This is a genomic window from Leuconostoc sp. C5 (assembly GCF_056530425.1).
The window spans coordinates 774,218-787,320 of sequence record NZ_CP134351.1; the positions used below are offsets into that span (position 1 = coordinate 774,218).

Below are 13,103 nucleotides of genomic sequence, written 5' to 3' on the forward strand. Positions count from 1 at the left end.
ACCAGTAAAAAATAATTGAAAACGCTTCCATTTTCAAAAAGTTGGTGTTATAATGTTTTTGGTTAAACGTTTTACTAACTTGCATTTTGTTCAAGAGAGGAATAACTTATGTTTTTATTTGCTAATATTCTTGGTATTTTTGTTTTCATTGCCATTGCAGCTCTGTTTTCAAGAGATCGAAAAAATATTCAGTGGAAATCGGTCGGCATTGTGCTGGCACTAGAGATTTTGCTAGCCTGGTTTTTTACTCAATTCAAGGCCGGACAAATCGCTGTGCAAGCTGCAGCTGATGGTTTCAATTGGCTTGTTTCTGTGGCAACACAAGGAATTGCATTTGCGTTACCTGAATGGTTGACTTCCAATAATGGCGGGCCAAACTTTGTGACTTCTGCTTTGTTGCCAATTTTATTGGTTGTGCCCTTGTTTGATATTTTAACCTATATTGGTTTACTACCATGGCTCATTAAGTGGATTGGTAAGGGGCTCGCTTTTATAACTGGACAACCAAAATTTGAAGCATTCTTTTCGATTGAAATGATGTTTCTAGGAAATACAGAGGTCTTAGCTGTTTCAAAAGCACAACTAGATATGATGTCTGCGCGAAGAAACTTTACGCTCGCTATGATGTCGATGAGCTGTGTCACATCGGCCATTATTGGTTCGTATACTCAAATGGTTCCTGGTAAGTATGTTTTAACCGCCATCCCGCTTAATATATTAGGTGCTATTATCATCGCTACGATTTTAAATCCCACTAAAGTGACGCCTGAAGAAGATGTCATCGTCAGTGTTGCATCAGATAATGGTAAAAAGGAGCCTTTCTTTTCATTTTTAGGCGATTCAATTCTTGGCGCTGGAAAGTTGATTTTAATTATTACGGCTACTGTTATTGCGTTTGTTTCTTTGGCGGCACTGATCAATCAGTTGTTCAGTTTAACTGGGCTACACTGGTTAACATTAGAAAATATCTTTGGCGTAATCATGTTCCCATTTGCATGGTTACTGGGATTCAATGTTCACGAGGCTTTCCAAATTGCGCAATACATGGGCACAAAATTGGTAACTAATGAGTTTGTTGTCATGGGTGAAGTTTCAAAATCAATTATGGCCGGTAAGGGACTCTTTGCAAATGAACATGCACGTATTGTTTTGACGGTTTTCCTTACTAGTTTTGCTAACTTTGGAACCCTGGGCATGATTATTGGTTGTTTCAAAGGCCTTGTCAGCAAAGAAAAAAATGATTACATTAGTGCACGAGTACCATACATGTTGTTGTCAGGGATATTAGTTTCATTATTGTCAGCTGCAACAGCAGGAATGTTCGTTTGGTAATCAAAAGAGAAGTTCTTAAAAGGAGAAATGATGATACCTATAATTTTAGACATGGATCCAGGGATTGATGATGCAGTTGCTCTATCGATTGCCCTCAGCAATCCTAGCATTGATATCAAGCTACTAACAAGTGTTGCTGGAAATGTTAGTGTTGACAAAACAACCAATAATTTATTAAAGTTGACAACATTTTTTCATCAAACGCAGATTCCGGTTGCAAAAGGTGCCGCTGCACCATTGAAAAAAGATTTCTCTGATGCTGCTTATATTCATGGCGAATCGGGTATGCCTGGATATGATTTTCCTCAAGTGACAAAAGAAGCAATTAAATTAGATGCAATTACTGCAATGGCCGAAGAACTGGAGGCATCGATCGTGCCAATGACTATTGTTGCTACTGGGTCGTATACGAATATTGCAATGTTGATCCAAAAATATCCAAGTCTACTTCACAAGATTGAAAAATTTGTTTTGATGGGTGGCTCTTTGTCAGGAGGGAATGTGTCTTCAGTTGCAGAATTTAACGTGTTTACTGATCCAGATGCAGCCGACATTGTTTTCAAAAGTGGTGTGCCAATTGTTATGATTGGCCTTGATGTAACGCTCAAGGCGCTATTACCTTTTGAAACAATAGATGCTATTGGTAGTCAAGGGGAAGCAGGTGAAATGTTACAGAAAGTTATGACAGCTTATGGTGATACTGCAGAAGGTGGTAAGCCTATGCATGATGTCAATACAATTTGTTATCTATTAAATCCTGAATTTTATACAGTAAAAAATTACTGGGTTGATATTATTGTTTCTGGACCGGCTGCGGGCGCCACGATTGCCGACACGCAAAATCGATGGTCAGAAGGTCGATTGAATGCACAGGTGGCGGTTGATATTGACACAACAGCGTTTGAAAAGTGGTTTGTTGAACAAGTACCGAAAATGAATCAATATCGTAAAGAGGAAAATTAAAATGGCATCAACAAAAATGATTTTGGACTTGGATACTGGTGTTGATGATGCGCTAGCTTTGGCTTTAGCTGTGTGTGATCCACGAGTGGATTTAATTGGTGTGATTGCTTCTTACGGTAACACACTAATGAAAACTGCAGCACAAAATACATTGGATTTATTACATTTGTTACATGCTGACGAAGTACCTGTATACTTAGGCGAATCACAGGCTTCCACAGTTAATGATTTTGAGGTACTGCCTATATCGAAAGCTATTCATGGTGACAATGGTGTAGGGAATATTTTATTAGAAAAATCGCCGCGATCAATTGAAAAAGAAAGTGGCATTCAGTTCTTAATAAATATGGCTCATCAATACCAAGATGAATTAGTATATGTACCCACTGGACCATTGACGAATTTAGCCAAAGCATTACAAATTGATCCAAAGATTGCACAGTTGATTGGGAATACTACATTAATGGGTGGTGCTTTAACGGTTCCTGGCAATGTTACACCATTTACAGAGGCAAATATTAACCAGGACCCGCAGGCTGCAGATCAAGTATTTACTGCTCAAGAACACTTGACAATGGTAGGTTTAGACGTGACCCTTCGTACGCTACTGACAAAGGCACACACAGAAAAGTGGCGTGACTTAGGAACTAAAGCTGGTCAAACATATGCTGATTTGATGGACTATTATATTGATGCTTATGATAATTTAGGTATTGATCATAGGGGAGCGGCCTTACATGATCCTTTAGCCGTTGCGGTAGCGATAGATCCAAGTTATGTTATGACAATTTCATTAAATATGCGCGTGACTCATGATCAAAAAACGAAAGATTATGGCCGAACGATTGGCGATCGGGAGCGGCTACTTGAACCGACAACGACAAAAGTGGCCGTTGGTGTAAAGTCTGAGCGCTTCGTACATGACTTCATGGATTTTATGATTGCAGTTTTAAAAAATTAATAAAGTAGAAAGATGGCCATTACGATAAGTAATTTGTTGTAGTGGCAATCTTTTTTTGTTTAGTTATTATATAATAGTGAGGTAATTCAATATTTATCAGAGAGATAGGGTGAGTGCTTGTCATGAAAAACACATTGCAGAAAAACAACGTTAAATCCGATCAGAGTAAACATCAGTTAATGGTTTTAATTGGTGGAACAGTTTTGATTGGCATTGTCGTTGGCCTCAGTTCTCTTTTTTTAGGGCTTTTATTAGAGTATGTTGAACAATTATTTTTGAACTACGAAGAAACCGTTTGGCAACCAGCTCCAACCGGAACAATTCCTGTCCGCCGATTATTTTCAGTGCTTATCGGTAGTGTGATTGCTGCCGTTATTTGGTGGTTTTTAAGAACAAAGACAAAACCAACGGTGGGGATTACTAAAGCATTGTCGGGAGAGAAGATGCCTTTTTGGCAAACTATCCTTCATGTCATGACACAAATATTTTATGTAGGTACTGGTGGTTCAGTGGGGCGTGAGCTCGCTCCTCGAGAATCTGGCGCTATGCTTGCCCAAAAAGTAGGGTCGGCGTTTGAAAAATTTAGCCTGCCTCAGTTATCTAGTGATGATCGTAAATTACTAATTGCATCAGCCGCAGGCGCTGGTTTTGCAGGAATATACATTGCGCCAATAACAGGAATGTTTTTTTGTACTGAAATTTTATTAAAAAAAATGACGGTACGTACAGTTGCAGTCAGCTTAAGTATGTCAACGATTGCAATGCTTATTGGGTCAATCGCCAAAGGCTTTAAGCCATATTACTTAGTGGGGGATGCAAAATTGTCAGTAGCCCCTTTGCTGATGGTGTTAGTGATTGCACCATTATGTGGTATTGCTGGGGCATTATTTCGAAAGTTATGCCAATGGGCAGAAAAAAATCAAACCCGCAAGAATAACATTCTGTGGCAATTACCTATGATGGGATTGACCACGGGACTAATTTCCATAATATTCCCAGAAGTGATGGGCAATGGTCGGTCGTTAGCACAATTGGCTATCAACAGTGAAGGGTTTCTTTCTGTGAGTTTATTGCTATTGGGTGCTTTAACAAAAATGGTGGTGACTGTATTGACTATTCGATTTGGTGCTGCTGGAGGGACCTTGACCCCAGCAATTGCCATTGGGGCTGTTCTAGGAGCATTTATTGGTAGTTTTTTACTTTATTTGGTTCCAGGTATTCCAATGTGGGAAGTAGCTATATTAGGTGCTGCCACGTTACTTGCCGCCTCACAACAAGCACCGTTAATGGCCTTATTTATGATATTTGAAATTTGCCATTTGAATTATGCGATGTTATTACCACTTGGTCTGGGCGTTTTAATATCAATTGTTATCTCGCGAAAAGTATTGAGTCAGTTCAACTGATTTATATATGTTTATATCAAAAAAGACTGGAGGTTTTTCCAGTCTTTTTGGTACAAAGCAAATATCATTCTAATACATCATGAATGGTGACCACACCGACAACTTTTTTATCCTTATCCAAAACGACTAAGTTGGAAATATTATAGTTGGCCATTTTTCTCCAAGCTTCACGATTTCTTTTGTCTTCACTAATGCTAATAAAACCTTGTGTCATATAATCTTTTGCTGTTGATCCTTTGACTTTACTGATATTAAGGAACTTTTTTCGAATATCACCATCAGTAATAATACCAATCACATTTTCTTGTTCATCTTTGACTAAGGTAATACCTATTCCGTAGTCACTGATACGGTAGATTACCTCATTGATTGAGGTGTCGACATGAACATAGGGAATTTTAGTGTGCATTGAATTTTTAACGTTTTGAAGCAAAATTTTTCCAATGGAGCCGCCAGGATGGTACATTGCGAAGCTTTCACGATCAAACTCTTTGGCAGTTTCGATGGCAACGAGCAAGGCATCTCCCATGACAAGTGTGGCTGTTGTTGAGCTAGTTGGTGCTAACTTTGTGATATCGGCTTCTTCAGCAACATCAATTGAGAGCACAATATCTGTATTTTTTGCGAGAGTCGAATCTTCAGAACCTGTCATGGCTATAGTTGACAATTCATTGTTATGAATATTTTGTAGTGCTGACAGGGCTTGAAGTACTTCTTGTGTTTCACCACTGTTGGATATGAATATAACAACGTCATCAGATGATACACGTCCTAAATCACCATGATAAGCTGTCCCTGCATCAATATAGAAACTTGCCAAGCCTACTGAAGAAAATGAAGCAGCAATTTTATCAGCGATGATACCAGATTTTCCAATGCCGATAAATATAACGCGACCTTTAGTAGATAAAATTTTATCTACTGCTTCATCAAATGATTTACCCAGCGAGCTTTTGACGCGAGTCAGTGCTTCTATCTCAACATCAAATGTTTTCTTTGCGTCTTCATAATAAACCTTCATGATCATAAACCGCCTTCATCTTGAGATTTTGATGGAAGAGGTCGTTAGCTACCTCTAAGATTGGACGTATTTTAGAAAGGTATAATTGACTATCCTGATCAGAAATAGCCTTTGGTGGGTTGGGGTGTACTTCCGCAAAGATACCAGCGACACCAATCGTTAAGGCTGCGCGCATCAATGGGAATGCATAATCTCTATTACCACCCGAATGGTTACCATAACCACTAGGTATTTGGATAGAGTGAGTAGCATCGTAGATGATAGGAAAATTAGTCTCACGCATTTGAATAAGACTGGTCATATCAACTACGAGCTGATGATAACCAAACATACTACCACGCTCAGTAACTAAAATATGTTTGTTGGTTTCTTCGACCTTATGCACAGCACTTTGAATATCTTCTGGCGCCATGAATTGAGCTTTTTTAATATTAACGACACGACCAGTTTTGCCAGCGGCAATTAAGAGGTCAGTTTGTCGACTTAGATAGGCAGGAATCTGTAATACATCAGCGACCTTTGCAACTGGTTCACATTGGTAAGATTCGTGAACATCAGTAACGATAGGGACATTATAAGTCTCTTTTATCTTTTTCAAAATTTCAAGGCCATGAGCCATTCCCGCACCACGATCGGAATCAAGTGAACTACGATTGGCCTTATCGAATGATGATTTGAAAACAAAGTTGATACCCAATTCGTCAGTAATTTCTTTTAACTTTTCGGCAACCTCAGCACATGTCTCATATGATTCAATTGCGCATGGACCAGCTAACAGCGTTAGCTTATCATCCGAAAAATTGTACTCTTGGAAAACTTCACTAATTTTTGTCATAATATATCTCCTTATATAGATACAAACGATGCACATATCCTCGCGGTATGTGCCACGAGCCCAAGTATTGAGTGAAGAAGCCTTGGTAAACTTATTGTAGCATTTTTGAATTTAGAAGTAGTAAAAAATGACTTTTCAAGTTTTAAGGAAACAAGCGAGAGCGACTGCTACTTTGGAACAAAGCAGTGGACTAAATAATAATTATGAGAGATAATAATTGTTAAGTAAATTTGATGAATAATGAAAGTGTAATACTATGACAGATGAAGAGACACAATACAAAAAAGGGTTGGATATCTTACAGAACAGCGAATTTCGTGTAACGAAACAACGCAAAGATCTCCTCAAATACTTATCAAAATTTGAATCACAATACGTCTCAGTGACTGATGTTGATAGTTTTATGCAACAACTGTATCCTAATGTTAGCCATACAACAACTTATCGTAATATCAAAGAATTCTCTGAGCTGGGCATCGTTGAACAACGTTCTGAAAATGGTCAGCTGAATGTCAAATTTCAATGTGACTTTGTTTCGCCACAACATGGCCACTTTTTTTGCCAAAATTGTCATCGGGTGATAAAAATAGATTCAAGTTTGTCTCCTGCATTAAAAGACTCATTGAAAAAATTTTTGGTATTAAACATAAAATTAGAATTGTTTGGTTTGTGTGACCGGTGTCAGCAAAATAACAAGACAGCATGACATTAAGTTACCTTATTTATAAAAAAGAGCAGCTATATTGTAAAGATATAGTTGCTTTTTTTCTTTTAAAGTAATCATTACTTTTCGTTGACTTTAATAGTAATGATTACTATAATAAAAAAGAAATATTTTAACACTAAATATAGAGAGAAGGCAGTTCTTATGTTTCAAACTTAAACAAAACGTTTATCTCAACATAAATTTTAGAATAGATGAGAAAGTAGGAAATAGAATTATGAAACAAAAGTATTTTTTTGGCAGTTTGATTGGCGTTATTTTAACGCTCTTCACATTTGTTACTGGTAACAGCACAGTGAGAGCTGATACAAAAAATATCCAGGTAGTTTCCTCAGTTGATTTTTATGGGGAAGCAGCTCAAAAAGTGTTGGGTCAGTATGGTACGGTTAAATCGGTCATTACGAACCCTAATGTTGATCCACATGATTATGAACCAAGTGCCAAAATTGCTACAGAAGTTTCCAAGGCTGATTTAGTTGTATACAATGGCATTGGTTATGATTCTTGGATGACTAAGCTAGCAAAAAATGCAAATGTTAAATCTGTTCGAGTTGGTGAAGATATTTTAGGAAAGAAAAACGGCAATAATCCTCACTTATGGTATCAAAGCCAAACCATGCCTAAACTCGCAAACTACTTGGCTGACAAGTTTTCAAAAATAGATCCTAAACATAAGGCTGCTTTTAAAGCAAACGCTAAAAAATACATCGCAAGCTTGGAACCTATTCAAACAAAAATAAAATCACTAAAAAAGAATTCAGATAATAAGTTAGTTGATGTAAGTGAACCGGTATTTGATTACGCTTTGGAAGAACTTGGATATTCTGAAAATAATACACATTTTTCTAAGTCTGTTGAAGATGGTACAGACCCATCACCAAAAGATATCAAGGCAATGCAAGATGATATTAAAAATAAAAAAATCAGCTTCTTTGTTCAAAATACGCAAGCAACCGACAAAACAGTTGGACAATTAGTAAAGTTAGCAAAGAAACATGATGTACCAGTATTAAATGTTACTGAAACGATGCCTAAGGGTAAAAACTACAAACAATGGATGTTAAGTCAGTATAAGCAGTTAGAAAAAATCCAAAAATCAGAACAGTAGTCATCATATGATTGAGAAAATTTTAGAAGTTAAACAGTTGGATGTTGAAGTGCCAGGAAGTCTATTAATTCAGCAACTTTCTTTTTCAACCTACTCAGGGGCATTATTATGCATCACCGGCGATAACGGGGTTGGCAAAACAACCCTAATTAATTATTTACTAAAGGCAGCAAGAGACAAAAATAGTTATCAATCAGAAATTCATTTGCACATTAAATTTGATGACATTCAATTAGTACCACAATTTAGAGATATTGATGCAGAGTATCCGCTTAGTGTAAAGGATTTTGTAGTGTTGAATTTGACGCATCCTCTTACGCCTTGGCTAACTCTTTCAGAAAAGAAGCACTTAGAAAAAATTATTTCTGTAACTAATTTAAACGAGATTAAGAATCGTGCTTTAGGTCGTGTTTCAGGTGGCGAAAAGCAGCGTGCCTACTTAGCACAAGCATTGATGGCAAATCCCAAGATGTTGATTTTAGATGAGAGTACCTCTAATTTGGATTATGAGTCACGGATTGATCTTTTGAAACTAGTTAAAAAAGTTATTGCACAAGAACAGTTAGCTGTTATTTTCATTACACATGATCCGGAGCTGGTTAGTTTGTTTGGTGATTATGAACTGCACATTAGTAATCACCACGGTGAAATGAACGAATTGCCTTCTTCTGCAGAAAGGGGTACGCATGTTTAATTATCCGTTTATGCAGTATGCGTTCATAGCAAGCTTTTTTATATCAATTATTTGTGCAGTTGTTGGTGTTTTCGTTGTGGCACGTAAAACATCCTTTTATGTCCATACTTTATCTGAAATTAGTTTTTCAGGTGCAAGTTTTGCTATTTTTGCCGGAATATCACCCATTGGCGGCATGCTATTATTTACGATACTAAGTTCAATATTTGTTTCTCTCGCAGGTAACCGGTTGAGCCAACGGGAATCTTCTATTAGTGTTTTTTCAGCAATATTCATTGGATTAGGCGTTTTATTTTTGTCGCTGTCGAATAAGCAGTCTAGTTATGCCACTAACATTTTATTTGGTAGTATTGTTGGTATTAGCCAAGAAAATTTATATGAGCTATTAGTTTTAATTATCGTTATTTTATTAATCACGCTATTAATGTATCGAAAGCTCAAGTATATATCTTTTGATACAATCGGTTCTGATTTGAATGCTAAAGGCACCGTCTGGATTTCTTTACTATTCTTAATACTAGTGGCATGCACTGTCAGTGTGACCGCGCAAATTGTTGGATCATTATTGATATTTTCTTTGTTAACGGTTCCTGCATCCTCTGCCAAATACATTGTTAGGTCTGTCCATCATATGATATTGCTTTCGTTTGTGTTTGCATTGTTTGGCACCTGGATGGGATTGTATTTGAGCTATATTAGTAATTGGCCTGTCAGCTTCTTTATCACTATTATTGAGGGTGCTATTTATTGCTTATCATTGCTATATTATAAAATAGACATGTTACATCGTTAATCATTGAGCGAGTATATTGTTTGCCATAAACATTTGCCTGAACTATAATTGCCATAACTAATATAGGAAGAACCACTAAAATTGGAGGAAATTTTATGACACAGCACTACGATTATGATGTTTTATATTTGGGTAGTGGGCATGGTACGTTTGATGGTGCAGTTCCACTTGCTCAATCAGGGGTCAAAGTCGGTATTATCGAAAAAGATTTGATTGGTGGTACATGTCCAAACTATGGTTGTAATGCTAAAATTACACTCGATGCTCCAGTTACTTTACTTCGTGAATCAGAGCGTTTCTCGGGCGTCGTTGCGGGTAACTTGAAAATCAACTGGAAAGAAAGTGTTGCGCACAAGCAAGAAGTAATTGACGAGTTGCCAGGGATGATTGGTGGACTTATCAAGAGTTCAGGGATTGATATTATTCAAGGATCAGGTGTTTTTCAAGATAATCACACTATTCTAGTAGATGGTCAGCCAAAAACAGCTGATAAAATTGTCATTTCAACTGGCTTACGTCCACATAGGCTTGATATTCCTGGTAGTGAGTTGGCCCATGATAGCCGTGAGTTTATGGATTTAACTGAATTACCCGACAAGATTGTTATTATAGGATCTGGCTACATTAGCATGGAGTTTGTAACAATTGCCAATGCTGCTGGTTCTGACGTTACAGTGCTGATGCACGGGGACAAAGCGCTTAAAGAATTTTATCAGCCATATGTCAACAAAGTAATTGATGACCTTAAGGAACGTGGGGTAAAGTTTGTTAAAAATGCTAAGGTTTCAAGTTTTGAAAAATCAGGTGATCAAGTTATCGTGAATTATGGTGATGATCAGTCATTATCAGTTGGATGGGTGTTAGATGCGACTGGTCGCATCCCAAATACCGACAACTTAGGGTTATCAGAGATTGGCGTGAACTACAATGAAAAAGGTGTGATCGTTAACGAGTATTTGCAAACTAATGTTGATAACATATACGCATCAGGTGATGTTATTGATAAAACACAGCCTAAATTGACGCCAACAGCAATTTTTGAATCAACTTATTTGTTTAAGCGTTTTTCTGGGCAAAGCAGAGAACCTATCACATATCCTGTGATTCCATCAGTTGTATTTACATCTCCTAGAATTGCTAAAGTTGGAGTAGCTGTTGAAGAGGCAAAAGAGAACAATTATCAAATTGAAGAGAATAATTTGGTTGGTGATTGGTATCGTAAGGTTAACAAGGAAACAATTAGTGAGAACACCTTAATTTTTGATGATGAACATCGATTGCTTGGTGCAACAGAAGTCAGTGAACAAGCAGAAAATGTTATCAACACATTGCTACCAGCCGTTGAATTTAAGTTTAACAAAGAAGAAATTGCTCGGTTAATTCACTTGTTCCCTTCAATCAGCGCCTCTACTTGGGATTTGTTATAAGCTAGTGACAGCTTAAACTTTCTATGGTGCTGTAATCATAAAATAAAAAAGTATAATAAAAAACGCCAAAAAGATATTACTTATCCTTCTGACGCTTTTTATTTTTTCTTGCAAAACTGTTTGAGTTGGCAAATGTTAGTTTCCCGATACTGTACACTGTCGTTAATAGACTAATCAGCATCGTGAAATAATTACTGATATTTACTGTAACCGTAATCTTTAAATGGTTCAGTCCCTTAGGAATTTTTAATTTAAGAGCGTGGCTGTTTGCAAGTTTTACTTTTTTGTGATTTAAAGTAACATTGTAATGAATGCCTGAGTATACAGCAATTGGTAGAGAATGGTACCCTTCCTTTGCCGTAGTGATCATGTACTCAGCACTATTATATGTTTGCGATTTTATTTTCAGGGAAGAAACACTTGCATTTTGTAAAGCAGTTATTCTAGATTGTAGTTGATGCTTATTGTTTGCGGGTAAATAATCAATTCCTATTGCGCTATTTTTAATGGTTTGGACATAGTTGTCTCTAGTTAGCCAAAACCGGTAACCATCTTTCGTGGTTTTGTTGTGATAAGTGTGAACCGCATTTAAACTGACTGCGACCAAAGCTAAGGTAATCACAAAATTAATGTCTTTGTATTTTAAAGGATACTGGTCAAAATAATACATAACACTAATGGCTAGCAATAGGGAAGAAATGAACAATAATCGCCCCAAAAATTGAATCATATTGATCGGTGTACTGGTGAGGTTTTGCCAAGGTAACCAGTCAAAAGTGCTAAAAAATACGATAATTGTTGCAATTGTCCAATGGCGCCATAAACCAGATTTATTTGTAAACAACATAATCATTAGGAAAAACAATAAGAAGGTGTTAATTGGTCCCATGTTAAAGCTAGCGGAACGTTCAATGATACTATTATCAAGAAGAGCTTGCCAGTATTTTGTTGCATTTAACGGTACTAATTTTGGTGTTGGACTCATTAATAAATTGGAGGATAGCAGTGACCCGATGTTAGTGAGCGTATAAAAAGACGATAAAATTGCTAGAACAGCGGCTTTTGTGTAATTGATGACTTCTTTTCGTGTTAATTGATGACGCAAAATTCTGATAAAACAGAAAATAGCAATCATGATTGTTACAATGATTAGAGAAAGAATGTGACTGTTAGCGATGGCGCCCATACCGAATCCTAAGTATAGCCAACCATTTGCTAAATTATGCCATATTTTGAGACATCCCAGCAGTACTAGGGGTAAAAAAGCATAAGCCAGTGCTTCCCCAAGTGCATTGCGAGAATAAAGGACAGCCATATGATAAGAGCTAAATTGGTATATTGTTACGCCGAGTATTTGAATCCATCTTTTATGTGTTATAAACTTAGCTAGTAGGAAAGTATTAAAAATTGTTATAAAATTTAAAAGAATGAATCCAATCATTAGTGCGATTATTGGATTACTAAATAATAATTTGGGGATTATAAAAACAATGCTGGTGAGCCATGGATACATACCGTTCATTGCGAGCCCAGTATGATGTAGACCAATAAAATTCACGAGTGGGGGTAAAGAACCGTGACTAAGAGCTTGTGCTATGGCATCGTAGCGCGCCAAGTGAATATTACCATCATAACTCAATTTGAATATATGGTTAGTAAAAGCGGGTAATGTTGACAGGATGGATGAGATTAAAATAACGGTAAAAATAATAAATTTATGTAAATAAACGGGGAAATGACGTCTTAACATGATAGATCCTTTTTTAGTTCGTTCTAAACTGATTTATACCTACCATAATAAAAACAAGGTCAAATAGCAACTATAAAAAGACTAAAATG

12 protein-coding genes are annotated in these 13,103 nt (G+C 36.8%); 9 read left to right on the forward strand and 3 right to left on the reverse strand.

The window, feature by feature from the left end; all coding sequences use genetic code 11:
- Positions 1 to 108 precede the first annotated feature (108 nt).
- The 4 genes from RHP56_RS03940 to RHP56_RS03955 all read left to right on the forward strand — a co-directional run bounded on the left by RHP56_RS03940 (position 109) and on the right by RHP56_RS03955 (position 4,662).
- A complete protein-coding gene (locus tag RHP56_RS03940; protein ID WP_011679574.1) occupies positions 109 to 1,332 on the forward strand; it encodes a NupC/NupG family nucleoside CNT transporter in 1,224 nt (407 codons plus the stop codon).
- A 30-nt stretch (positions 1,333 to 1,362) separates the two neighbouring features.
- A complete protein-coding gene (gene rihC, locus RHP56_RS03945) occupies positions 1,363 to 2,295 on the forward strand; it encodes a ribonucleoside hydrolase RihC (RefSeq protein ID WP_102753291.1) in 933 nt (310 codons plus the stop codon).
- A 1-nt stretch (position 2,296) separates the two neighbouring features.
- Positions 2,297 to 3,256: a nucleoside hydrolase gene (locus RHP56_RS03950; protein ID WP_102753292.1), complete on the forward strand. Its 960-nt coding sequence runs from the start codon at positions 2,297 to 2,299 to the stop codon at positions 3,254 to 3,256.
- Between the two features lie 122 nt (positions 3,257 to 3,378).
- The gene (locus RHP56_RS03955; RefSeq protein WP_462794730.1) at positions 3,379 to 4,662 is read left to right on the forward strand and encodes a chloride channel protein; all 1,284 of its coding nucleotides are present in this window, start codon (positions 3,379 to 3,381) and stop codon (positions 4,660 to 4,662) included.
- Positions 4,663 to 4,726: 64 nt separating this feature from the next.
- Here RHP56_RS03955 and RHP56_RS03960 read toward each other — a convergent pair whose 3' ends face one another.
- On the reverse strand, positions 4,727 to 5,683 hold the full coding sequence (locus RHP56_RS03960) for a KpsF/GutQ family sugar-phosphate isomerase (protein ID WP_025267968.1): 957 nt from the start codon (positions 5,681 to 5,683) through the stop codon (positions 4,727 to 4,729).
- Positions 5,667 to 6,518 carry a 3-deoxy-8-phosphooctulonate synthase gene (gene kdsA / locus RHP56_RS03965; protein ID WP_011679578.1) on the reverse strand — a complete coding sequence of 284 codons (852 nt, stop codon included), beginning with the start codon at positions 6,516 to 6,518 and terminating at the stop codon, positions 5,667 to 5,669. Before kdsA ends, RHP56_RS03960 begins: the two co-directional genes overlap by 17 nt.
- A 256-nt stretch (positions 6,519 to 6,774) precedes the next feature.
- On the opposite strand from kdsA, the gene RHP56_RS03970 reads away from it, so the two are divergent.
- The 5 genes from RHP56_RS03970 (at position 6,775) to RHP56_RS03990 (ending at position 11,264) form a co-directional block, all read left to right on the forward strand.
- On the forward strand, positions 6,775 to 7,224 hold the full coding sequence (locus tag RHP56_RS03970; protein WP_102753294.1) for a Fur family transcriptional regulator: 450 nt from the start codon (positions 6,775 to 6,777) through the stop codon (positions 7,222 to 7,224).
- 235 nt (positions 7,225 to 7,459) lie between these two features.
- Positions 7,460 to 8,350 carry a metal ABC transporter solute-binding protein gene (locus tag RHP56_RS03975; protein WP_102753295.1) on the forward strand — a complete coding sequence of 297 codons (891 nt, stop codon included), beginning with the start codon at positions 7,460 to 7,462 and terminating at the stop codon, positions 8,348 to 8,350.
- A gap of 7 nt (positions 8,351 to 8,357) precedes the next feature.
- Complete coding sequence (locus tag RHP56_RS03980; RefSeq protein ID WP_025267970.1) at positions 8,358 to 9,044, forward strand: ATP-binding cassette domain-containing protein; 687 nt, start codon at positions 8,358 to 8,360, stop codon at positions 9,042 to 9,044.
- A complete protein-coding gene (locus RHP56_RS03985; protein ID WP_011679581.1) occupies positions 9,037 to 9,837 on the forward strand; it encodes a metal ABC transporter permease in 801 nt (266 codons plus the stop codon). The genes RHP56_RS03980 and RHP56_RS03985 overlap by 8 nt, the downstream gene beginning before the upstream one ends.
- Before the next feature lie 95 nt (positions 9,838 to 9,932).
- Positions 9,933 to 11,264: a dihydrolipoyl dehydrogenase family protein gene (locus RHP56_RS03990; RefSeq protein ID WP_102753296.1), complete on the forward strand. Its 1,332-nt coding sequence runs from the start codon at positions 9,933 to 9,935 to the stop codon at positions 11,262 to 11,264.
- 76 nt (positions 11,265 to 11,340) lie between these two features.
- Here RHP56_RS03990 and RHP56_RS03995 read toward each other — a convergent pair whose 3' ends face one another.
- A complete protein-coding gene (locus RHP56_RS03995; RefSeq protein WP_257999849.1) occupies positions 11,341 to 13,014 on the reverse strand; it encodes a hypothetical protein in 1,674 nt (557 codons plus the stop codon).
- Positions 13,015 to 13,103: the final 89 nt, after the last annotated feature.

What these genes read in the sequence shown, in the direction of transcription:
- RHP56_RS03940 (WP_011679574.1), top strand. Translation starts at nt 109, where the DNA reads ATGTTTTTATTTGCTAATATTCTTGGTATTTTTGTTTTCATTGCCATT.
- rihC (WP_102753291.1), top strand. Translation starts at nt 1,363, where the DNA reads ATGATACCTATAATTTTAGACATGGATCCAGGGATTGATGATGCAGTT.
- RHP56_RS03950 (WP_102753292.1), top strand. Translation starts at nt 2,297, where the DNA reads ATGGCATCAACAAAAATGATTTTGGACTTGGATACTGGTGTTGATGAT.
- RHP56_RS03955 (WP_462794730.1), top strand. Translation starts at nt 3,379, where the DNA reads ATGAAAAACACATTGCAGAAAAACAACGTTAAATCCGATCAGAGTAAA.
- RHP56_RS03960 (WP_025267968.1), bottom strand. Translation starts at nt 5,683, where the DNA reads ATGAAGGTTTATTATGAAGACGCAAAGAAAACATTTGATGTTGAGATA.
- kdsA (WP_011679578.1), bottom strand. Translation starts at nt 6,518, where the DNA reads ATGACAAAAATTAGTGAAGTTTTCCAAGAGTACAATTTTTCGGATGAT.
- RHP56_RS03970 (WP_102753294.1), top strand. Translation starts at nt 6,775, where the DNA reads ATGACAGATGAAGAGACACAATACAAAAAAGGGTTGGATATCTTACAG.
- RHP56_RS03975 (WP_102753295.1), top strand. Translation starts at nt 7,460, where the DNA reads ATGAAACAAAAGTATTTTTTTGGCAGTTTGATTGGCGTTATTTTAACG.
- RHP56_RS03980 (WP_025267970.1), top strand. Translation starts at nt 8,358, where the DNA reads ATGATTGAGAAAATTTTAGAAGTTAAACAGTTGGATGTTGAAGTGCCA.
- RHP56_RS03985 (WP_011679581.1), top strand. Translation starts at nt 9,037, where the DNA reads ATGTTTAATTATCCGTTTATGCAGTATGCGTTCATAGCAAGCTTTTTT.
- RHP56_RS03990 (WP_102753296.1), top strand. Translation starts at nt 9,933, where the DNA reads ATGACACAGCACTACGATTATGATGTTTTATATTTGGGTAGTGGGCAT.
- RHP56_RS03995 (WP_257999849.1), bottom strand. Translation starts at nt 13,014, where the DNA reads ATGTTAAGACGTCATTTCCCCGTTTATTTACATAAATTTATTATTTTT.